Raw genomic sequence first — 20,428 nt, 5'->3', positions numbered from 1 at the left:
CCTCAGTGGCCCTGCTGCGCCTCCTTCATCTTGTCCTGGATCGCCTTGTCCGCCACGCTGCCGATCTGCCCCTGCCCGACCGGCATCGAACCCCCGGTGACGGTCTCCGCCAGCAGGAACCCGGGCGCCGCCAGCAGACCGCCGGGCCCCTCGCCGATGCCCGCGAGGGCGTGGGCGGAACCGGCCGAGGAGGCGGTGGCCGCGAAGGCCGAGCCCATCAGGGCGAGGGCGGTGAGAACACGCTTCGACTTCTTCATGGCCAGCTCAACGAGCGAGCACTCACCGTGGTCACTCGAAGTCATTGACGGGCCCGACCCATCGGCGTAGTCCGGAAGCAGGGGGTTCCCGACAAGGAGGCACCCACCATGCTCGGCGATCGGATAGCGGAACTCACCACCACGGAAACCGGCCGACGGGTCCTCCCCACGGTCGGCGGTCCCGCGCTGGAGGTCTCGATGACCGGCACCGGCCAACTGCTCGGCCACCAGGTCCGGGAGTTCGCCAGCTACGAGTCCGAACTGCGGCCCGACGGCTCGCTGTTCGGCGAGGGCCAGGGCGTCGGCATGACGGACAAGGGCGAGACGTACAGCTGGCACGGCAGCGGCATCGGGCACTTCACCGAGGGCGGCGCGGTCAGCTGGCGCGGCAGCATCTACTTCGAGAGCACCGCCGACGCGTTCCTGCGCCTCAACGACCTGGTCGGCCTGTTCGAGTTCGACAACGACCCCCAGGGCAACGGCAAGGCCGTCCTGTTCGAGTGGAAGTAGCCCGTCCACGTTCCCGGCGGAATGCGCGACACTGGAGGGTCTGCGTCAAACCACCCTGTCAGCCAGTGGAGGGCTTCCCCGCGTGAACGACGGACCGCTCATCGTCCAGAGCGACAAAACTCTTCTCCTGGAGATCGACCACCCCAGGGCCGCCGACTGCCGTCGCGCCATCGCGCCGTTCGCGGAGCTGGAGCGGGCACCCGAGCACGTGCACACGTACCGGGTGACACCGCTCGGGCTGTGGAACGCGCGGGCGGCCGGGCACGACGCCGAGCAGGTGGTGGACGCCCTGGTGACGTACTCGCGCTACCCGGTGCCGCACGCGCTGCTGGTGGACGTGGCCGACACCATGGGCCGGTACGGACGCCTCCAGCTGCTCAAGCACCCGACCCACGGACTGGTGCTCACCACCACCGACCGGCCGGTGCTGGAGGAGGTGCTGCGCTCCAAGAAGATCGTCCCGCTGGTCGGCCCCCGGGTCGACCCCGACACCGTGGTGGTGCACCCCTCGGAGCGCGGGCAGATCAAGCAGGTGCTGCTCAAACTCGGCTGGCCCGCCGAGGACTTCGCCGGGTACGTGGACGGCGAGGCGCACCCGATCCACCTGGAGGAGGACGGCTGGCAGCTGCGCCCGTACCAGGCGCAGGCCGTCGAGGGCTTCTGGCACGGCGGCTCCGGCGTCGTCGTGCTGCCCTGCGGCGCCGGCAAGACGCTGGTCGGCGCGGCCGCGATGGCGCACGCCAAGTCGACCACGCTGATCCTGGTCACCAACACCGTCTCGGCCCGCCAGTGGAAGCACGAGCTGGTCAAGCGCACCTCGCTCACCGAGGACGAGATCGGCGAGTACAGCGGGACGAAGAAGGAGATCCGCCCGGTCACCATCGCCACCTACCAGGTGATGACGACCAAGCGGAAGGGCGTCTACGCCCACCTGGAACTGTTCGACGCCCGCAACTGGGGCCTGGTGGTCTACGACGAGGTGCACCTGCTGCCCGCGCCGGTGTTCAAGTTCACCGCCGACCTCCAGGCCCGCCGCCGGCTCGGCCTGACCGCCACGCTGGTGCGCGAGGACGGCCGCGAGGGCGACGTGTTCAGCCTGATCGGCCCCAAGCGCTTCGACGCTCCGTGGAAGGAGATCGAGGCGCAGGGCTACATCGCGCCCGCCGACTGCTGCGAGGTGCGGGTCACCCTGACCGACTCCGAGCGGCTCGCCTACGCGACCGCCGAGCCGGAGGAGCGCTACCGCTTCTGCGCCACCACGGCGACCAAGCGGCGGGTGGTGGAGGCGCTGGTCCGGAAGCACGAGAAGGACCAGACGCTGATCATCGGCCAGTACATCGACCAGCTGGACGAGCTCGGCGAGGCCCTGGACGCCCCGGTGATCAAGGGCGAGACCAGCAACGCCCAGCGCGAGAAGCTCTTCGACGCCTTCCGGAACAAGGAGATCAGCGTCCTGGTGGTCTCGAAGGTCGCGAACTTCTCGATCGACCTGCCCGAGGCCACCGTGGCCATCCAGGTCTCCGGGACCTTCGGCTCCCGCCAGGAGGAGGCCCAGCGCCTCGGCCGGGTGCTGCGCCCCAAGGCGGACGGCCACGCGGCGCACTTCTACTCGGTGGTCGCCCGGGACACCGTGGACCAGGACTTCGCCGCCCACCGGCAGCGCTTCCTGGCCGAGCAGGGCTACGCGTACCGGATCATCGACGCGGACGACGTGCTGTAGGGCGGTTCGGCATCGGGCACCGTCTCGGTACCGGACACCGTCCCGGTACCGGGCAGCGCCTCAGTACCGGACACCGTCGCGCCCGAGGAAGATCACGCGCGCGGCGGTGTCCAGGGCGATGCCGACGTTGCGGACGGCGGTGCTCAGCGGGTTGCGGTGACGCCCGGAGACGGCGGTGGCGCCGGCCGGGCCGGATCGGGGGTTGCGGTTCGTGGTGCTCATGTCTTCAACGGTAGGCACCCGAGCGGCCGACGGCATCACTCCAAAGGCCGTATCCGCAGGTGCGCGGGTCGTCCTGGGGGTGTACGGCGGCCACCGACGCCCCTCAGGGAGGAACCCCGAGCCCCTCCGGGGCCCACCCCGAGACCCGCCGGGCTGGAACCCCGGGGCGGACGGGTCTAAGATCGTCCGTCTGCCCCCTCCCGAACCGTGGTACCTGCTGAAGTCCCGCAGGCAGCCGGGGGAGGTGCCGACCGCACGGCAACCGGTCGGCGCACCCACCGTGAGCTCCTACGATCCGCTGCGCCCGCCACCGGGACAGCCGGGAAGGTTCGCCGTGCCCGCCACCCCCACCACCGACCCCCTCCAGCGCGAACGCGACCACCTGGCCTCGTCCCGGGCCGCGCTGCGCGCCATGCGCGAGGACGTCGAGTCGCTCGACATCCGCGACGTGACCGGCACCTGGGTCACCGCCCTCGTGCTTCAGAACCAGATCGAGGCCAGGATCGCCGCCCTGGCCGACCTCTCGCACACCCCGCTGTTCTTCGGCCGCCTCGACTACCTCCACGCGATCAGCGAGGAACTGAGCGAGGGCAGCGGCGGGGAGAGCTTCTACATCGGCCGCCGGCACGTCCACGACGCCGACGGCGACCCGATGGTGATCGACTGGCGCGCGCCGGTCTCCCAGCCGTTCTACCGGGCCAGCCGCACCGAGCCGATGGACGTCGAGCGCCGCCGCCGCTTCGGCTACACCGGCGGCGAGCTCACCGCCTACGAGGACGAGCACCTCAGCGATCCGGCCGAGGGCGACACCACTTCCGCCCTGCTGGCCGCCGAGATCGAGAAGCCCCGTGTCGGCCCGATGCGCGACATCGTCGCCACCATCCAGCCCGAGCAGGACGAGATCGTCCGCTCCGACATCACGGGCACCATCTGCGTCCAGGGGGCACCCGGCACCGGGAAGACCGCCGTCGGCCTGCACCGCGTCGCCTACCTGCTGTACGCGCACCGCGAGCGCCTCGCCCGCACCGGCACCCTGGTGATCGGGCCGAACAACGCCTTCCTCTCCTACATCGAGCAGGTGCTCCCCGCCCTCGGCGAGCTGGACGTCGCCCAGGCCACCGTGCAGCAGTTGGTCGGGCACGTCGAGGTGAGGGGCGAGGACGACCCGGAGGCCGCCCGGTTGAAGGGCGACGCCCGGATGGCCGAGGTGCTGCGCCGGGCGGTGCGCTCGGGCATCACGCTGCCCGCCGAGCCCTGCGTGGTGGTCCGCGGTTCCCGCCGCTGGCGCGTGCCGGTGTACGAACTGGTCCAGATCATCGAGGAGTTGAAGGGCCGCGAGGTCCGCTACGGCGCCGCCCGGGACGCCCTGCCGCAGCGCATCGCGCACACCGTGCTGCTGAAGATGGAGCAGGGCGGCGAGGCCCCGGACGACCGGGTGCAGGACGCGGTGGCCCGCAACAGCGCCGTCAAGGCGGTGGTCAAGGAGTGCTGGCCGGCCGTCGATCCGGCGAAGCTGGTCCTGCGGCTGCTCTCCGAGCCGGAGTTCCTCGCCGAGTGCGCCGAGGGCGTGCTGACCCCCGAGGAACAGCGGGCGGTGCTCTGGCCCAAGCCCGGCCGCTCGGTGAAGACCGCCCGCTGGACGGCGGCCGACGCCGTCCTGGTGGACGAGGCGAACGACCTGGTGCAGCGCACCCCCTCGCTCGGGCACGTGGTGCTGGACGAGGCCCAGGACCTCTCCCCGATGCAGTACCGCGCGGTCGGCCGCCGCTGCACCACCGGCTCGGCGACCGTCCTCGGCGACCTCGCCCAGGGCACCACCCCGTGGGCGACGGCGAGTTGGCCGGAGGCGCTGCGCCACCTGGGCAAGCCGGAGGCGCACATCGAGGAGCTGACCAAGGGCTTCCGGGTACCGGAGGAGGTCATCGCGTACGCCTCCCGGCTGCTCCCGGCGATCGCCCCCGGCCTGGCCCCGGCCTCCTCGGTCCGCGAGGCCCCCGGATCGCTGACGATTCGTCACATCGCCGACGGGGAGACCACGGAGGCCGTCCTGGCGGCCTGCCGGGAGGCGCTGGAGCACGAGGGCTCGACCGGCCTGATCGCCGCCGACGCCCGCATCCCGCAGCTCGCCGAGGCGCTGACCGCCGCGGGCCTGCCGCACCTCTCCCCCGGCACCGAGACCAGCGCCCAGGCCCGGCTCACCCTCGTCCCGGCCTCGCTGGCCAAGGGCCTGGAGTACGACTACGTGGTGCTGGACGAGCCGGCCGCGGTGATCGCCGGGGAGCCGGACGAGCGGACCGGCCTGCGACGGCTGTACGTGGCGCTGACCCGCGCCGTCTCCGGGCTGACGGTGCTGCACGGCGAGCCGCTGCCGGAGCAGTTGCGGTAGGGCGCGCAAGGGCCGGCCGGGGGGCCGGCCCTTGCGCACGGGCACGCGGCGCGGGCACCCGTCACCCGACGCGGGCACCCGTCACCCGTCACCCGACGCTCAGGCGTCGATCAGCGCCCGCCACTCGGCGACCTTGGCCGCGTCCACCGGCGTCCGCCAGCCGTCGACCCGCACCGCGCCGCCGACGTGGAAGGCGTCGAAGCCCTCCGCCCGCAGCTCCTTCAGGTGCTCGGCCCGCAGGCCGCCGCCGATCAGGATCCGCTGCCGGTATCCGGGCTCGCCGGCCCGGGCCAGCTCGGCCGACAGCACCTCGCGCCCTGCGTCCACCCCGGCGGCCGCGCCGGAGGTGAGGAAGGTGTCCAGGCCTGGCAGCCCGCCGACGGCGGCCCGCAGGGCGGCCCGGTCGGCGCTGTGGTCGATCGCGCGGTGGAAGGTCCAGCGGCAGCCGGTGATCGCCTCGGCGACGGTCGTGGTGGCGGCCAGGTCGACGGCGCCGTCGGCGTCGAGGAAGCCGAGGACGAACTCCTCGGCCCCCTCGGCCCGCAGGGCGGCGGCCCGGGCGCAGAGCTCGTCCATGTCGCCGGGGGCGAAGCCGTCCCGGATCCGCAGCATGACGCGCAGCGGGATGCCGACGGCGGCCCGGATCCGGCCGAAGTCCTCGACGGAGGGGGTGAGCCCGTCGGCGGCCATGTCGGTGACCAGTTCGAGCCGGTCGGCGCCGCCCGACTCGGCGGCCTGGGCGTCCTGGGGCGTCAGCGCGATGACTTCGAAAATTGGTCTAGACATATTCGACAGCCTGCCACATCCACCGGGCCCCGGCGACTCCCGGGGACGACCAGGGGGCCGATCCGGTCACGCCGGAACGGCCCCCTCGACAACAGCCCCTTCGAGCTCCCGGTCACAGAGGACTTCTGCTCACGGAAGCCCTCCCGGTCACGCGGGCTCGTGGACCCCGGTGACCGCCTCCCGCCGACCGAACCGGTGCACCGCCACCGCCACCAGCACCAGCACCGCCACCGTCGGCATCGCCGCCGGAAGCAGGTGCGAGACCCCGCGGGACTCGCGCCAGATGTTGAACAGGCAGCCGGGCCCGGTCAGCACCAGCGTCGCCACCCCCACGGCCGCCGTCGTCACCCGCCCGCGCAGCCCGGCGAAGGCCAGCAGCAGCGGGCCGATCAGCAGCAGGACGAACCACGGCAGGCCCAGCGGGAAGGTGGTGTCGTCCCAGCTCTGGACCCCCGCCAGCAGCCCGCCCACGGCCACCGAGGCGAGCGCCAGGGCACCCGTGCGCCAGGTCGGCCGGGGCAACAGGTCGGTCGGCGCAGCGACCAGCAGCAGCGCGGCCACCACGAACGGCAGCGAGGCCATCCCGATGTAGCCGATCCACCACACGTCGAAGGAGGAGACCCACACGGCGTCCGCCAGGTCGTAGAGCCCCACGGCCCCCAGGACCAGCGCGGTGCACCGCACCGCCGTCCACCGCCCGAGGAGCACCGCCACCAGGAGCAGCGCGGCGGCCACCGGCCGGCAGAACGCCGCGACGTAGACCTTGTACGGGTCGTCCCAGGAGAGCCAGACGGCGATCCGGTCCGAGGTGACCGTCCAGGCCACCAGCGTGGCACCGGCCACCGCGCCGGCGAGCATCGGCGCCAGCAGCGCCAGCAGCCGCCCGGCCGCCGAGGCCCCGGTCAGCCCGAGCCGCACCCGCAGCCCGTACCCCGCCAGGCCGAGGAGCTCCCGGGCGACCGCCAGCCGGCCGCCCTCCGCGGCCGTGTCGGCGAACACCTCGGCCAGTTCCTCGCCGCGCTCGCGGCGGTAGCGCTCCGGGTAGAGCTGGAGCGCGGCCCGCAGCACCGCCGACGGCGCCGCGCCGATCGCCGGCGTGCTCATGAGAGGCCTCCCGCCGCGGGCCGCCCCTGCGACCCGGCCTTGCGGGGCAGCATCGAGCGGAGCCGGCTCAGCCGGCGCTCGGCCTCGGTGGCCACCGCCCGCAGCCGCTCCGCCTCGGCGGCCAGCGCGTCCCGGCCGGCCTCGGTCAGCGCGTAGCTGCGCCGGGCGCGGCCGTCCACCACCTCCTCGGCGGCGACCTCGATCAGGCCCTGGCCCAGCAGCCGGTCGAGCGCCCCGTAGAGGGTGCCGGTTCGCATCTTGACCCGGCCGTCGGAGATCGCGGCGATCTCCTGGATGAGCGCGTAGCCGTGGCGCGGGGCGTCGGCCAGTGCGGTGAGCAGCAGCAGCGTGGGCTCCTGCATGGAGCGTTCTGTCATACGACTACATATATCGTCAACCTACCTATGGGTCCAGCACCCGGCCGGGGCGCCACAATGGTCGCCATGCCGCCCACCGCACACGACCCGGCCGCCGGACCCGCCTCGAGCGCCGGACACGACCCGGCCACCGGACACGCGCCGGCCACCGAGGATCCGCTCGCGGACCTGCTCGCCGCCTGGACCGCGCTGCTGCACCGCTGCGGCGCCGCCGTCGACCCCGCACCGTACGGCCGGGAGCTGCTGCGCCGCTGGTCGGAGCCCCAGCGCCGCTACCACACCACCACGCACCTGCGCGCCGTCCTGGAACGCGTCGACGAGCTGGCCGGGCACGCCGCCGACCCGGAGGCCGTCCGCCTCGCGGCCTGGTTCCACGACGCCGTCTACCGCCCCGACCGCAGCGAGAACGAGGAACGCAGCGCCGCCCTGGCCGTCCGCGCGCTGACCGCCGCGGGGCTGCCCGCCGAGCGGGTCGCCGAGGTCGAGCGCCTGGTGCTGCTGACCGTCGGCCACGACCCGGCCCCCGGCGACCGCAACGGCGAGGTGCTCTGCGACGCGGACCTCGCCGTCCTCGGCGGCACCCCCGAGGCGTACGGCGCGTACGCGGCCGCCGTCCGCGAGGAGTACGGCTTCGTGCCCGCGCCGGACTTCGCGGCCGGCCGGGCCACCGTCCTGCGCCACCTGCTCGCACTGCCCGCGCTCTACCGCACCCCCGTCGCCCGTGAGCGCTTCACGGCGGCCGCCCACGCCAACCTGACGGCCGAACTCGGCACCCTCTGACGGCCGAGCCCCGGCACCCTCCGACGCCCGCCGGCCCCGCCGCCCGTCAGCCCCGCCGCGCGATCCCCCGGTCCGCGGCGGCCATCCCCGCCAGCACGGCCGGAACGCGCCCGACCACGGCCCACCACGCGTCCTGGCCGGCCCCCGACAGCTCCACCAGGCCCCACCACAGCCCGAGGCCGCAGCAGCCTCCCGCCACACCCCACACCCAGCGCCTCATGCCGGCACCGTACCCGCGGCCCGCGCGAGCCCGCCCCCGGTTACGCGAGCTTCCCCACCGGTGCCACCACCACGCCCCGCGCGCCGCACACCCAGTGCGGGTCCGGCCCCAGCTCGGGTTCCACGCTCAGGGCGTGCGGGTCGTCGTCGGCCGCGCAGTCGGCGCACAGCGGCCAGCGCCCGTACGCCTCCAGCAGCGCGTCCTGGACGTCCTGGGCGACCAGCCCGAGCACGTACTCGGTGCCGTCCGGCCACTGCTCCAGCCACCAGCGGCGGTGCGTCACGGCCTGTTCCACCAGCGAGACGACGGCGGCGTCCGCCACGTCCCGCGCGGTGAGGTCGGCCAGGATCAGTGCCCGCGCGTTGTGCAGGGCGGTCTCGATGTCGTCGGCAGCCATCCGTCCATCCTCTCCTCAAGTCCCCCGAACGCCGAAACGCCGCGTGGGCGGCCCCCCGAAGGGAGCCGCCCACACGGACGGGGAATCAACCGATCCGATCGAAGCGATCAGGATCAGAAGTCCATGTCACCGCCCGGCATGCCGCCGCCGGCGGCCGCAGCGGCCTTCTCCGGCTTGTCGGCGATGACGGCCTCGGTGGTGAGGAACAGCGCCGCGATGGAGGCGGCGTTCTGCAGCGCGGAGCGGGTGACCTTGGCCGGGTCGATGATGCCCTCGGCGATCAGGTCGACGTACTCGTTGGTGGCGGCGTTCAGGCCGTGACCGGCGGGGAGGTTGCGCACCTTCTCCACCACGACGCCACCCTCCAGGCCGGCGTTGGTCGCGATCTGCTTGATCGGGGCCTCCAGCGCGACCTTGACGATGTTGGCACCGGTGGCCTCGTCGCCGTCCAGCTCCAGCTTGTCGAAGGCGACACCGGCCTGCAGCAGGGCGACGCCACCACCGGCGACGATGCCCTCCTCGACGGCGGCCTTGGCGTTGCGGACGGCGTCCTCGATGCGGTGCTTGCGCTCCTTGAGCTCCACCTCGGTGGCCGCGCCGGCCTTGATGACGGCCACGCCGCCGGCCAGCTTGGCGAGGCGCTCCTGGAGCTTCTCGCGGTCGTAGTCCGAGTCGCTGTTCTCGATCTCGGCGCGGATCTGGTTCACGCGGCCCGCGACCTGCTCGCTGTCGCCGCCACCGTCGACGATGGTGGTCTCGTCCTTGGTGATGACCACCTTGCGGGCGGTGCCCAGCAGGTCGACGCCGGCGTTCTCCAGCTTGAGGCCGACCTCCTCGGAGATGACGGTGCCACCGGTGAGGATGGCGATGTCGCCGAGCATGGCCTTGCGGCGGTCACCGAAGCCCGGGGCCTTGACGGCGACGGACTTGAAGACGCCCTTGATCTTGTTGACGATCAGGGTCGACAGGGCCTCGCCCTCGACGTCCTCGGCGATGATGACGAGCGGCTTGCCGCTCTGCATGACCTTCTCCAGCAGCGGGAGCAGGTCCTTGATCGAGCCGATCTTGGAGTTGGCGATGAGGATGTACGGGTCCTCGAAGGTCGCCTCCATGCGCTCCAGGTCGGTGGCGAAGTAGGCGGAGATGTAGCCCTTGTCGAAGCGCATGCCCTCGGTGAGCTCGAGCTCCAGGCCGAAGGTGTTGCTCTCCTCGACGGTGATGACGCCTTCCTTGCCGACCTTGTCCATGGCCTCGGCGATCAGCTCGCCGATCTGGGTGTCGGCGGCCGAGATGGAGGCGGTGGAGGCGATCTGCTCCTTGGTCTCCACGTCGGTGGCCTGGGCCAGCAGCTGGTCCGAGACGGCGACGACGGCCTTCTCGATGCCGCGCTTCAGGGCCATCGGGTTGGCGCCGGCGGCGACGTTGCGCAGACCCTCGCGAACCAGGGCCTGGGCGAGCACGGTGGCGGTGGTGGTGCCGTCACCCGCGACGTCGTCCGTCTTCTTGGCGACCTCCTTGACGAGCTCCGCACCGATCTTCTCGTACGGGTCCTCGAGCTCGATCTCCTTGGCGATGGAGACACCGTCGTTGGTGATCGTGGGGGCGCCCCACTTCTTCTCCAGCACGACGTTGCGACCCTTGGGGCCGAGCGTGACCTTCACTGCGTCGGCGAGCTGGTTCATGCCACGCTCAAGGCCGCGGCGAGCTTCCTCATCAAAGGCGATGATCTTGGCCATCTGAAGTGGTCCTCCGGGACACGGTCGACTGCTCGGACCAAGGGGTGCCCGCGACGGACGGCCCTGGTGTGCGGGGGTCCATTCCCCTACCGCTCCCGGGGGCCTCACCGACCCGGTCCGCTGTCACTCTCACGCTGTGAGTGCTAACGCCAATGATTAGCACTCCCGATGGTCGAGTGCAAGCCCAATCGGCAATCCGCAAGCCGTCGTCGGGGTCCGCCGGGCAGACGCCGACCGGGTGCGCCGGGGAACGCCGACGGGCCCGCGCGACGTGTGTCGCACGGGCCCGTCGAGAAGCGAGAGGTCACCAGCCGAAGGGCCGCGCCGAGCTCCTGGGGTCGGAAGGGGTCAGACCGCCGCGCGGACCATGTCCGCCTGCGGGCCCTTCTGTCCCTGGGAGATCTCGAACTCGACCCGCTGGCCCTCCTCGAGGGTGCGGTAGCCGTCCATCTGGATCGCGCTGTAGTGGACGAAGACGTCCGCACCACCGTCGACCGCGATGAAGCCGTAGCCCTTCTCCGCGTTGAACCACTTGACGGTGCCCTGAGCCATTCCGAACTCCCCTAGTGCTGTGCTGGCCCTTCACGTGCCCGCAGGTCGCGGGCCCGGGTTGGTTGAAGGCCGGCCCGGGGAACCCCCCCTGGGCGCAGCCGTGCACGCCGCAGCCCTCCGTGCAGGACGCCTGGTGGCTTCCGGCGAGCGGGTGATTGCGTCGACCGCCGCTGAATGTATCCGGATCGACGCCCTCTGCAACAGGGCCAGCCGCCGGTAATTCCGTTCGGCCGTCGAGGGACAGGACGGGCTGAATCGGAATAATCTCGGCATTCCACGCCGGACATAGCGGACGAATTACCCAAATGTCTGCGGGAATTCTGACAACTGCCTGACAGGTTTCACGGGGCCGGGCGCTCCCGGGCCGAGCACTGCGGGAGCCGAAAGGGAAACCATGTTCCCAGCCGAGCCACACTCTACTCCGCTCGGGCGGGAAATATTCCCGCCGAAATGCAGCGGTCGCCCGCGCGTACGGAGATCGGAATTCCGTACGCGCGGGCGACCGCGGTTCTCGCAAACTGCTCAGCAGCCGCCGGCCACCGCCGGGATGATCGAGATGCCGGCGCCGTCCTCGATCTCGGTCGCCAGGCCCTCGGCGAAGCGCACGTCGTCGTCGTTCACGTAGACGTTCACGAAGCGGCGCAGCTTGCCGGTGTCGTCCAGGATGCGGGCCGAGATGCCCGCGTGGTTCTTCTCCAGGTCGGCGACGACCTCGGCCAGGGTGGCACCCTCGGCGGTCACCTCGGCGGCGCCGCCGGTGTAGGTGCGCAGGATGGTGGGGATGCGGACGTTGGCGCTCATGACTCTCCTTGCGGGGGCGGGGGTGGTTCAGGCGGACGCGAGGCCGGCGGCGCGGAACGAGTCCAGCGTCGGGCGGATGACGGCGCTCATCCCGGCGTCGGAGACGGCGTCCAGGGTCTTCAGGCCGTCGCCGGTGTTGATCGCGACGGTCTCCTTGGCCGGATCCAGCTGCCCGGTCTCGACCAACTTCTTCAGCACGCCGACGGTCACCCCGCCCGCGGTCTCGGCGAAGACGCCCTCGGTCCGCGCCAGCAGCTTGATCGCCGCCACGACCTCGGCGTCCGTGACGTCCTCCACCGCGCCGCCGGTGCGGCGGGCGATGTCCAGCACGTACGGGCCGTCGGCCGGGTTGCCGATCGCCAGGGACTTGGCGATGGTGTCCGGCTTGACCGGCTTGATCACGTCCCGGCCGGCCTTGAACGCGGCCGACACCGGCGAGCAGCCCTCGGCCTGGGCGCCGAAGACCTTGTACGGCCGGTCCTCGACCAGACCGAGCCTGATCAGCTCCTGGAGGCCCTTGTCGATCTTCGTCAGCTGGGAGCCCGAGGCGATCGGGATCACGATCTGCTCCGGCAGCCGCCAGCCGAGCTGCTCGCAGATCTCGTAGGCCAGCGTCTTGGAACCCTCGCCGTAGTACGGCCGCAGGTTCACGTTGACGAAGCCCCAGCCCTCGCCGGCCGGGTCGCCGATCAGCTCCGAGCAGAAGCGGTTCACGTCGTCGTAGTTGCCCTCGATGCCGACCAGCTCGCCGCCGTACACCCCGGCCATGACGACCTTGCCCTGCTCCAGGTCGTGCGGGATGAACACGCAGGACCGGAACCCGGCCCGGGCCGCCGCCGCACCCACCGCGCCGGCCAGGTTGCCGGTCGAGGAGCAGGACAGCGTGGTGTACCCGAACGCCCGGGCCGCCTCGATCGCGCACGCGACCACCCGGTCCTTGAACGAGTGCGTCGGGTTCCCGGAGTCGTCCTTGATGTGCAGCTGGGCGGTGAACCCGAGCTCCCGGCCCAGGTTGTCCGCCTTCACCAGCGGGGTCCACCCCGGGTTCAGGTTGGGCTTGGAGGCCACGTCGGCCGGAACCGGCAGCAGCGGCGCGTACCGCCAGATGGACGCCGGACCGGCCTCGATCCGCTTGCGCAGCTCCTCGGCGCCCTCGCTGCCGAACTCGTAGGCGATCTCCAGCGGGCCGAAGCACTCCAGGCAGGCGAAGCTGGGGCCGAGCGGGAAGCGGGTGCCGCACTCGCGACAGGACAGCGCGGCGGCCGGGCCGAGGTCGACGGAAACAAGTGCGGCGGTGTCGATAGCCATGATGGCGAGGCCTCTCTCCTCATCTTCCCCGTGGCGCGGTCGCACCACGGGCCGGAATTGGCACCTGTCCCGCCGGGGCCTGTCGACGACAGCCGCGCGAGAAGGTTGCCGGGACGTCAACGGGCCGTTCCCTCAGTCCCTCTGGATGAGCTTGTGAAATTGTGGTGGTGCTCAACGGAGACCCCGGCGTGCAAAGGTCCGACCGCTGTACGAAGACTGTATCCGAAGGCGTCAATCCTGAACGGGACCGTCCGCCAAGCGAGATGGCCCGTCCCACCGTCCCCGCCGAGGAGACCTCCGTGCCCGCCGAACCGAATCCCGAGCTCCTCCCGCAGACGGCGTCCTGGCTGCGCCGCCGCTCCTGGAGCGCGGCCGACCGGCCGGTCCACACCCTCCTCGCCGCCAAGGAACGCACCGGCCGCACCGTCAGCGTGGTCCTCCCGGCCCTGGACGAGGAGGCCACCGTCGGCGACATCGTCCGCACCATCCGCCGCGAACTGATGGAACGCCTCCCGCTCGTCGACGAACTCGTCGTCGTCGACTCCGGCTCCACCGACGCCACCGCCGCCGTCGCCGCCGAGGCCGGTGCCCGGGTCGAGCACCGCGACGCCGTACTGCCCCGGCTGCCCGCCGTCCCCGGCAAGGGCGAGGTGCTCTGGCGCTCCCTGCTGGTCACCCACGGCGACATCGTCTGCTTCGTCGACGCCGACCTGCGCGAATTCGACCCGGCCCTCGTCTCCGGCATCATCGGCCCGCTGCTGACCGACGACTCCATCCAGCTGGTCAAGGCCATGTACGACCGCCCGCTGGAATCGGAGGGCGCCGTCCTGCCCGCCGGCGGCGGCCGGGTCACCGAACTCGTCGCCCGCCCGCTGCTCAACCTCCACTGGCCGGAACTCGCCGGTTTCGTCCAGCCCCTCGGCGGCGAGTACGCGGCCCGCCGCTCACTGCTCGAACGGCTGCCCTTCCCCACCGGCTACGGCGTCGAACTCGGCCTGCTGGTCGACGCCCTGGAACTGGCCGGCCTGGACGCCCTGGCCCAGGTGGACGTCGGCGTCCGGCACCACCGCCACCAGGACGGCCAGGCCCTCGGCCGGATGGCCGCCACCATCTACCGGACCGCTCTGGAACGCCTCGACCGCACCCACCGCCTCAAGGCCTCCGCCGACCTCGTCCACCCCCACCTCACCCAGTTCACCCGCGACCCGGAGACCCGCGCCTTCACCGCCCACACCCACCCGGTGACCGCCCTGGAACGCCCCCCGATGCACACCGTCCCCGAATACGCGACCCGTCACTGAAGGGCCCGTCTTCGCCGCACTCCACGGGTTTGCCACGCCGAACCCCCGGCAACATGCCAACCATGGGCGAAACCACGACCAACCGTTCGAGCGCGACCGGCACCGCTCCCGTCCTGGTGGCCTCCAACCGGGGACCGGTCTCCTTCGGCACCGCCGACGACGGCACGCTGACCCTGCGCCGGGGCGGCGGCGGCCTGGTCTCCGGCCTCTCCGCCATCGCGGACCCGAACGCCGTCTGGGTCTGCGCCGCCCTCAGCGACGCCGACCGCAGAGCCGCCGCCGAGGCGCCCCGGGGCCGCCTCGACCTGGCCGGCCACGCGGTCGGCGGCCAGGCCGTACGGATGCTGGACATCGACCCGCAGACCTTCACCCGCGCCTACAACGGCGTCGCCAACTCCACCCTGTGGTTCGTCCACCATCTGCTCTACGCGACCCCCACGGCACCCGCCTTCGACGCCGGCTTCCGCACCGAGTGGGCCGCCTACCAGGCCTACAACGAGGCCTTCGCCGAGGCCCTGGCCGCCGAAGCCGCCCCGGACGCCGCCGTCCTCGTCCAGGACTACCACCTCTCCCTGGCCCCGGCGCTGCTCCGGGCGGCCCGCCCCGACCTGCGGATCGGCCACTTCTCGCACACCCCCTGGGCCCCTCCCGAGTACTACCGGCTGCTGCCCGACGACGTCGCCCGGGCCGTCCTCACCGGCATCCTCGGCGCCGACCGGGCCGGCTTCCTCACCGAGCGCTGGGCCCGCGCCTTCGCCGCCTGCTGCGCGGACCTCCTGGGCGCGACCGTCGACCACGACGCGCTCACCGTCACCCTCGACGGCCGCACCACCGCCCTCGGCGTCCACGCCCTCGGCGCCGACGCCGACTTCCTGCGCGAGCGCGCCCACCGCCCCGACGTCGACGAACGCCTCGCCGCACTGCGCCGGACCGTCGGCGACCGCCGCACCATCGTCCGGGTCGACCGCACCGAGCTGAGCAAGAACATCGTCCGGGGCCTCCAGGCCTACCGGCACCTGCTCCGCACCCGCCCCGAGTGGCACGACCGGGTAGTGCACATCGCCTTCGCCTACCCCTCCCGCACCGACCTGGCCGAGTACCGCGACTACACGGCCGCCGTCCGGCGCCTCGCCGAGGAGATCGACGCCGAGTTCGCCACCCCCGGCTGGCAGCCCCTGCTGCTCCACGTCGACGACGACTTCCCGCGCTCCCTCGCCGCCTACCGCCTGGCCGACGTCGCCCTGGTCAACCCCATCCGCGACGGCATGAACCTGGTCGCCAAGGAGGTCCCGGTGGTCTCCGACAACGGCTGCGCCCTCGTCCTGTCCCGCGAGGCCGGCGCCCACGCCGAGCTCAAGGACGCCGCCCTCACCGTCAACCCGTACGACGTGATCGCCACCGCCGACGCCCTCCACGCCGGCCTCACCATGAGCGCCGAGGAACGCGCCGACCGCACCGAGCGCCTGACGGCGGCGGCCACCGCGCTCCCCCCGCAGCAGTGGTTCCTGGACCAGCTCAACGCGCTGTGAGCGCCTCCCCCAAGGCCCCCAACAGCTCCACCACGCCCTCCGGCCCGGCGACCACCAGGTCCGCCCGGTCGGCCAGCTCCCGCACCGGCGCGTCCCCCACCGCACCGGCGCACACCAGCACCCCGGCCACGCCCTCGCCCCGCAGCTTCTCCACCGCGGCGAAGGCCGCCACGTCCCCCAGGTCGTCCCCCGCGTAGAGCACCGCGCGGGCCCCCCGCTCCCGCAGGAACCCGGTCAGCGCCGCCCCCTTGTCCACCCCCGGCGGCCGCAGCTCCACCACCAGCCGCCCGGGCTCCACCACCAGCCCGTGCTCGGCCGCCAACTCCCCCACCGGCGCCCGCAGCAGCTCCAACGCCTCCTCCGGCGCCGCCGTCCGCCGGGTGTGCACGGCCACCGACCGCCCCTTGTCCTCCACCCACGTCCCCGCGGGCGCCCCCACCCGCTCCAGCACCCCCGGCAACGCATCCCGCACCCGCGCCACCCCCGGATGCGCCTCCGGCGCCGACAGCTCCCCGTCCTCCCACCGCTCGGCCCCGTAGTGCCCCAGCACCACCACCCCCGGCACCCCCGCGAACCCCCCGTACTCCACCGCCAAGGCGGCCGGCCGCCCCGTCACCACCACCACGGCACCCACCACCGGCCCCAGCCGCCGCAACGCCCCCACCACCCCCGGATGCGCCCGCGCCTGGCCCGGATCCGCCACGATCGGCGCCAGCGTCCCGTCGAAGTCCAACCCGATCACGGCATCCCCGGGCGCCGCCAGGACGGCCCGCACCCCGTCCCGCCCGGCCTCGGTCACCGGCACGAACATCTCTTCAAAGCCCATACCCGGGCCCCTACCCCGGACCACCCCCCGACGCACCCACCGAGCGGTCGGTCACCGAGCCCCCCGCCGGGCCTCCCGAACCCGCCGCAGCCGGTTCACCAGCACCGGCGCATGCGCCAGCGCCGCCTCCCGGTCCAACAACCCGTTCAGCACTTGGTAGTACCGCGTGGAGGAGAGCCCCAACTCCTCCCGGATCGCCCGCTCCTTGGCCCCCGCCGTACGCCACTGCCGCCCCTCCAGCGCCAGCACCGCCCGCTCCCGCTCGCTCAGCCCGCCCGGCTCACCCACCGAAAACACCTCCGCCCACCACTACGGAGTGTCATTCTCCCGCGCGACCCCGACACACACTGCTCGCCCCACCGCACCCCGCCCCCGACTACCGTCGCCCCCATGACCACGCCCAGCTTCGCCGTGCACATCCCCACCGCCGACCTCGACCCCGATCCGCTCGACCCGTCCCAGATCGTCTCCGGCACCCCCGAGGTCACCGGCAAGGTGCTCTCCGAGTCCGCCGACGGCCGCCACCTGCGCGGACTCTGGCAGATCACCCCCGGCGTGGTCACCGACGTCGAGGCCGACGAGATGTTCGTGGTGCTCAGCGGCCGGGCCACCATCGAGATCGAGGGCGGCCCGACCCTGGAGGTCGGCCCCGGCGACTGCGCGGTCCTGCGCGAGGGCGACCGCACCACCTGGACGGTCCACGAGACCCTCCGCAAGGCCTACGCCATCACGCTCCCCTGAGGACCCGCGCCCCGCACCGGGGCCGAGGGCAGTCCCCCACCGCCCCCAGCCCCGGTCCCGGTCCTACTTGCGAACCTTCGCCGCTTCCTTCGCCGCCGCGTCCTGCAACCCGCCGAGCACCTGCTTCGGATCCCCCGTCACCGCCTGCCCGATCCCCGCCTTGATCCCGTTGCTGACCTCACCCCAGGCCGGGTCCCCGAACGGGTAGAAGCTCGCGTTGGTCAGCCCGACCGCGAACTGCTTGAGGTCCTCGTGCTTCGGGTCCGACGACATCTGGCCGAACGCGTCCTGGGTGACCGGCAGGAGGTTGTACTGCTCGTCGAACTTCAGCTGGTTGTCCTTGGTGTAGACGAACGACAGGAACTTCTTGATCTCGTTCTTGTGCCCGTTCGCCTTGAACGCCATCATCCAGTCCGCGACCCCGAGGCTCCCGGTCCGCCCCAGCCCGTCCTTCTTCGGGATCGGCGCCGTCCCGAAGTCGATCTTCCCGGCGGTCGCCATCCGCAGCAGCGTCGGATGCCCGTTCAGCATCGCGACCTTCCCGGCCGCGAAGTCCTGGAACACCGGGGTGCGGTTCATCTTGCCCGGGTCCGGGTACGTCAGCCCGGTGCTCACCAGGTTGTTCTTCAGCCAGCCGAAGGTCGCCTGGTTCTGGGCGCTGTCGATGGTGTAGTTGCCGACGTCGTCGGAGATGCTGCCGCCCCCGCTCAGGGTCCACAGCATCGACTCGGCCGGCGCCTCCTCCGGCCCCAGCGGCAGCCCGTACGGGGTCACCCCCGACACCTTGGCCTTGATCTTCTCCGCGTCCTGCCGCAGTTCGTTCCAGGTGGCGGGCGGCTGGGTGATCCCGGCCTGCCGGAACACCGCCTTGTTGTAGAAGAGCACCCGCGACGAGGAGACGAACGGAATCCCGTACTGCGTGCCGAGCACCTGCCCGGCGTGCGCGAAGGTGTCCAGGAACCTCGCCTGGGTGTCCACCGAGAGCACGTCGGACGCCGGGTACAGCCGGTCCGCCGCGACCTGGTCCGCGAAGCCGCCGGTCTGGAGCAGGTCCGGCGACTTGCCGGCCGCGATCATGTCCTCGACCTTCTTGCCGATCTCGGTCCAGCTGTCCACCTCGACGCTGACCTTGATCCCCGGGTTAGCCGCCTCGAAGTCCCTGGCGACGGCGTTCCAGTAGTGCTGGGAGTTGGTCTCGGGGCTCTCCCCGTAGTCGGCCGCGACCAGCCTGAGGGTGACCGGCCCGCCGTCCTGCCCGCCGCAGGCACTGACCGCGGTGAGGACCAGTGCTCCGGCCAGCGCACCGCCGAGCACACGGGTGGGAACGTGGACGCGCCTGTTCAACGCGGGTACCGCCTTCGGGGGGATGAACATGGGTGAACGTGGACGAACATCGGCCGGATCGGGGGAAATCCGGCGGAGGAGGCGCAACACTGCCAAACCCGCCGACCACCGGTCCACACCACCGCCCGGTCCCGTCCCAGTGGTTATCGAAGTGCGCAGAGTCATTGCACAATGCGCAACAAAACCCCCGCCCCCGCCCCGCTCCGCCCGCCCGATCCCCGCTCGATCCCCGCCCGGCCCCCGGCCCGGCGCCCCGGCGCAAAGCCCCGCACACCCCCGCAGCTGCGACAAAGCTCACCCAGTATGGACCAGACCAATCCGACAACTGGACTAGACCTCTTCGACCCACCCAAGGGAAACTGTCCCCCGTGAAGCACGTCATCGCACTCGATGTAGGCGGCACCGGCATGAAGGCCGCGCTGCTCGCCCAGGACGGCTCCGTGCTGTTCGAGGCACGCCGACCGACCGGGCGGGAGCACGGCACGGACGCCGTCGTCGCCGCCATCCTCGACTTCGCCACCGACCTGGCGGACGAGGGCCGCCGCCGCTTCGGCGTCGCCCCGCTCGCGGCCGGCGTCGCCGTCCCGGGCACGATCGACGAGAAGAACGGCATCGCGGTCTTCTCCGCCAACCTCGGCTGGCGCGAACTCCCGCTGCGGGGGCTCCTCGGCGATCGCCTGGCCGGACCGGACGGCGGGCCGATGCCGGTGGCCCTGGGCCACGACGTGCGCTCCGGCGGCCTGGCCGAGGGCCGGCTCGGAGCCGGCCGCGGCGTCGACCGCTTCCTGTTCGTCGCCCTCGGCACCGGCATCGCCGGCGCCATCGGCATCGGCGGCCGGATCGAGGCCGGCGCGCACGGCTACGGCGGCGAGATCGGCCACGTCGTGGTCCGCCCGGGCGGCCCCCGGTGCGGCTGCGGCGCCCGCGGCTGCCTGGAGACGCTGGCCTCCGCCTCCGCCGTCTCCCGCGCCTGGGCCGAGGCCAGCGGCGACCCCGACGCCGACGCGGCATCCTGCGCCGCCGCGGTGGACGCCGGGGACGACCGCGCCCTCGCGGTCTGGCAGCGGGCCGTCGACGCCCTGGCGGACGGCATCGTGCTGGCCCAGAGCCTGCTCGACCCGTCCACGGTGATCGTCGGCGGCGGCCTGGCCGAGGCCGGCGACACGCTCTTCACTCCGCTGCGCACGGCGGTCACCGGGCGACTGACCTTCCAGATGCCCCCGAAGGTCGTACCCGCCATGCTCAAAGACACCGCCGCTTCCCTGGGCGCGGGCCTGCTCGCCTGGGATCTGCTCTCGATGGAGGTGACCGCGTGACCACCGCGGACCGTGACCGTACTGCCCTGGCCGGCGCCCGACTGGTCCTGCCCGGCGGCGTCGTCGAGGGCGACCGCCTCGCCGTCGAGGGCGAGCGCATCGCCGCCCTCGGTGGCGACGCCGAGCCCGGCGACCTCGACCTGACCGGGTACACCGTCGTCCCCGGCTTCGTCGACCTGCACGTCCACGGCGGCGGCGGCGCCTCCTACACCTCC

Annotated in this window: 22 protein-coding genes, 1 pseudogene and 1 riboswitch; of the genes and pseudogenes, 9 read left to right on the top strand and 14 right to left on the bottom strand. The window is 72.6% G+C overall.

Annotated features, from left to right (window positions below; translation table 11 throughout):
* Nucleotides 1–2: 2 nt before the first annotated feature.
* Complete coding sequence (locus tag ABZ449_RS21765; RefSeq protein ID WP_360348185.1) at nt 3–257, bottom strand: hypothetical protein; 255 nt, start codon at nt 255–257, stop codon at nt 3–5.
* A gap of 108 nt (nt 258–365) precedes the next feature.
* Here ABZ449_RS21765 and ABZ449_RS21760 point away from each other — a divergent pair, with 108 nt between their 5' ends.
* Nucleotides 366–767, top strand: a complete 402-nt coding sequence (locus tag ABZ449_RS21760; RefSeq protein WP_360348182.1) for a hypothetical protein — start codon at nt 366–368, stop codon at nt 765–767.
* Nucleotides 768–849: 82 nt separating this feature from the next.
* Complete coding sequence (locus ABZ449_RS21755; RefSeq protein WP_360348179.1) at nt 850–2,487, top strand: DNA repair helicase XPB; 1,638 nt, start codon at nt 850–852, stop codon at nt 2,485–2,487.
* A 60-nt stretch (nt 2,488–2,547) separates the two neighbouring features.
* Here ABZ449_RS21755 and ABZ449_RS21750 read toward each other — a convergent pair whose 3' ends face one another.
* Nucleotides 2,548–2,709, bottom strand: coding sequence for a hypothetical protein (locus ABZ449_RS21750; protein ID WP_360348176.1), 162 nt, complete (start codon nt 2,707–2,709; stop codon nt 2,548–2,550).
* A gap of 334 nt (nt 2,710–3,043) precedes the next feature.
* Between ABZ449_RS21750 and ABZ449_RS21745 the strand changes: the two genes are divergently transcribed.
* Entirely contained in the window at nt 3,044–5,095 is a 2,052-nt protein-coding gene (locus ABZ449_RS21745; protein ID WP_360348173.1) for an AAA family ATPase, read from the top strand.
* 99 nt (nt 5,096–5,194) lie between these two features.
* On the opposite strand, the gene ABZ449_RS21740 is transcribed toward ABZ449_RS21745, so the two are convergent.
* From ABZ449_RS21740 to ABZ449_RS21730, 3 genes are all read right to left on the bottom strand, one after another.
* On the bottom strand, nt 5,195–5,881 hold the full coding sequence (locus ABZ449_RS21740; protein ID WP_360348170.1) for a copper homeostasis protein CutC: 687 nt from the start codon (nt 5,879–5,881) through the stop codon (nt 5,195–5,197).
* Nucleotides 5,882–6,028: 147 nt separating this feature from the next.
* On the bottom strand, nt 6,029–6,985 hold the full coding sequence (locus ABZ449_RS21735; protein ID WP_360348167.1) for a hypothetical protein: 957 nt from the start codon (nt 6,983–6,985) through the stop codon (nt 6,029–6,031).
* The gene (locus ABZ449_RS21730) at nt 6,982–7,362 is read right to left on the bottom strand and encodes a PadR family transcriptional regulator (protein ID WP_360348164.1); all 381 of its coding nucleotides are present in this window, start codon (nt 7,360–7,362) and stop codon (nt 6,982–6,984) included. Before ABZ449_RS21730 ends, ABZ449_RS21735 begins: the two co-directional genes overlap by 4 nt.
* A 66-nt stretch (nt 7,363–7,428) precedes the next feature.
* On the opposite strand from ABZ449_RS21730, the gene ABZ449_RS21725 reads away from it, so the two are divergent.
* Nucleotides 7,429–8,142 carry a hypothetical protein gene (locus tag ABZ449_RS21725; RefSeq protein ID WP_360348161.1) on the top strand — a complete coding sequence of 238 codons (714 nt, stop codon included), beginning with the start codon at nt 7,429–7,431 and terminating at the stop codon, nt 8,140–8,142.
* 46 nt (nt 8,143–8,188) lie between these two features.
* Here ABZ449_RS21725 and ABZ449_RS21720 read toward each other — a convergent pair whose 3' ends face one another.
* The 6 genes from ABZ449_RS21720 to thrC form a co-directional block, all read right to left on the bottom strand.
* The gene (locus ABZ449_RS21720) at nt 8,189–8,362 is read right to left on the bottom strand and encodes a hypothetical protein (protein ID WP_360348158.1); all 174 of its coding nucleotides are present in this window, start codon (nt 8,360–8,362) and stop codon (nt 8,189–8,191) included.
* Between the two features lie 40 nt (nt 8,363–8,402).
* On the bottom strand, nt 8,403–8,759 hold the full coding sequence (locus ABZ449_RS21715; protein ID WP_360348155.1) for a hypothetical protein: 357 nt from the start codon (nt 8,757–8,759) through the stop codon (nt 8,403–8,405).
* A gap of 113 nt (nt 8,760–8,872) precedes the next feature.
* Nucleotides 8,873–10,495 carry a chaperonin GroEL gene (gene groL, locus ABZ449_RS21710; RefSeq protein ID WP_360348152.1) on the bottom strand — a complete coding sequence of 541 codons (1,623 nt, stop codon included), beginning with the start codon at nt 10,493–10,495 and terminating at the stop codon, nt 8,873–8,875.
* A gap of 348 nt (nt 10,496–10,843) precedes the next feature.
* On the bottom strand, nt 10,844–11,047 hold the full coding sequence (locus ABZ449_RS21705; RefSeq protein ID WP_030289665.1) for a cold-shock protein: 204 nt from the start codon (nt 11,045–11,047) through the stop codon (nt 10,844–10,846).
* A gap of 522 nt (nt 11,048–11,569) precedes the next feature.
* The gene (locus ABZ449_RS21700) at nt 11,570–11,848 is read right to left on the bottom strand and encodes a MoaD/ThiS family protein (RefSeq protein WP_360348149.1); all 279 of its coding nucleotides are present in this window, start codon (nt 11,846–11,848) and stop codon (nt 11,570–11,572) included.
* A gap of 27 nt (nt 11,849–11,875) precedes the next feature.
* Nucleotides 11,876–13,156, bottom strand: coding sequence for a threonine synthase (gene thrC, locus ABZ449_RS21695; RefSeq protein WP_360348146.1), 1,281 nt, complete (start codon nt 13,154–13,156; stop codon nt 11,876–11,878).
* Between the two features lie 16 nt (nt 13,157–13,172).
* Nucleotides 13,173–13,308: riboswitch (SAM riboswitch) on the bottom strand.
* A gap of 111 nt (nt 13,309–13,419) precedes the next feature.
* On the opposite strand from thrC, the gene ABZ449_RS21690 reads away from it, so the two are divergent.
* On the top strand, nt 13,420–14,457 hold the full coding sequence (locus tag ABZ449_RS21690; protein WP_360348143.1) for a glucosyl-3-phosphoglycerate synthase: 1,038 nt from the start codon (nt 13,420–13,422) through the stop codon (nt 14,455–14,457).
* Between the two features lie 62 nt (nt 14,458–14,519).
* Complete coding sequence (locus tag ABZ449_RS21685; RefSeq protein ID WP_360348140.1) at nt 14,520–15,986, top strand: trehalose-6-phosphate synthase; 1,467 nt, start codon at nt 14,520–14,522, stop codon at nt 15,984–15,986.
* Here the strand turns inward: ABZ449_RS21685 and otsB are convergent.
* Nucleotides 15,973–16,812: a trehalose-phosphatase gene (otsB, locus tag ABZ449_RS21680; protein ID WP_360348137.1), complete on the bottom strand. Its 840-nt coding sequence runs from the start codon at nt 16,810–16,812 to the stop codon at nt 15,973–15,975. The genes ABZ449_RS21685 and otsB overlap by 14 nt on opposite strands.
* Before the next feature lie 51 nt (nt 16,813–16,863).
* Nucleotides 16,864–17,100: a DUF3263 domain-containing protein gene (locus ABZ449_RS21675; protein WP_360348134.1), complete on the bottom strand. Its 237-nt coding sequence runs from the start codon at nt 17,098–17,100 to the stop codon at nt 16,864–16,866.
* A gap of 102 nt (nt 17,101–17,202) precedes the next feature.
* Here ABZ449_RS21675 and ABZ449_RS21670 point away from each other — a divergent pair, with 102 nt between their 5' ends.
* Entirely contained in the window at nt 17,203–17,553 is a 351-nt protein-coding gene (locus ABZ449_RS21670; protein ID WP_360348131.1) for a cupin domain-containing protein, read from the top strand.
* Between the two features lie 63 nt (nt 17,554–17,616).
* Here ABZ449_RS21670 and ABZ449_RS21665 read toward each other — a convergent pair whose 3' ends face one another.
* A complete protein-coding gene (locus tag ABZ449_RS21665; protein WP_360348128.1) occupies nt 17,617–18,897 on the bottom strand; it encodes an extracellular solute-binding protein in 1,281 nt (426 codons plus the stop codon).
* Between the two features lie 368 nt (nt 18,898–19,265).
* Between ABZ449_RS21665 and ABZ449_RS21660 the strand changes: the two genes are divergently transcribed.
* Complete coding sequence (locus tag ABZ449_RS21660; protein WP_360348125.1) at nt 19,266–20,213, top strand: ROK family protein; 948 nt, start codon at nt 19,266–19,268, stop codon at nt 20,211–20,213.
* Nucleotides 20,210–20,428, top strand: a pseudogene (locus ABZ449_RS21655) (N-acetylglucosamine-6-phosphate deacetylase); the annotation flags it as partial. The gene ABZ449_RS21660 and the pseudogene ABZ449_RS21655, both read left to right, overlap by 4 nt.

Source organism: Kitasatospora sp. NPDC005856, assembly GCF_040629945.1.
GTDB lineage: Bacteria > Actinomycetota > Actinomycetes > Streptomycetales > Streptomycetaceae > Kitasatospora.
The sequence above is the reverse complement of the archived record's forward strand: the minus strand, read 5'-3'. Positions and strand labels throughout refer to the sequence as shown.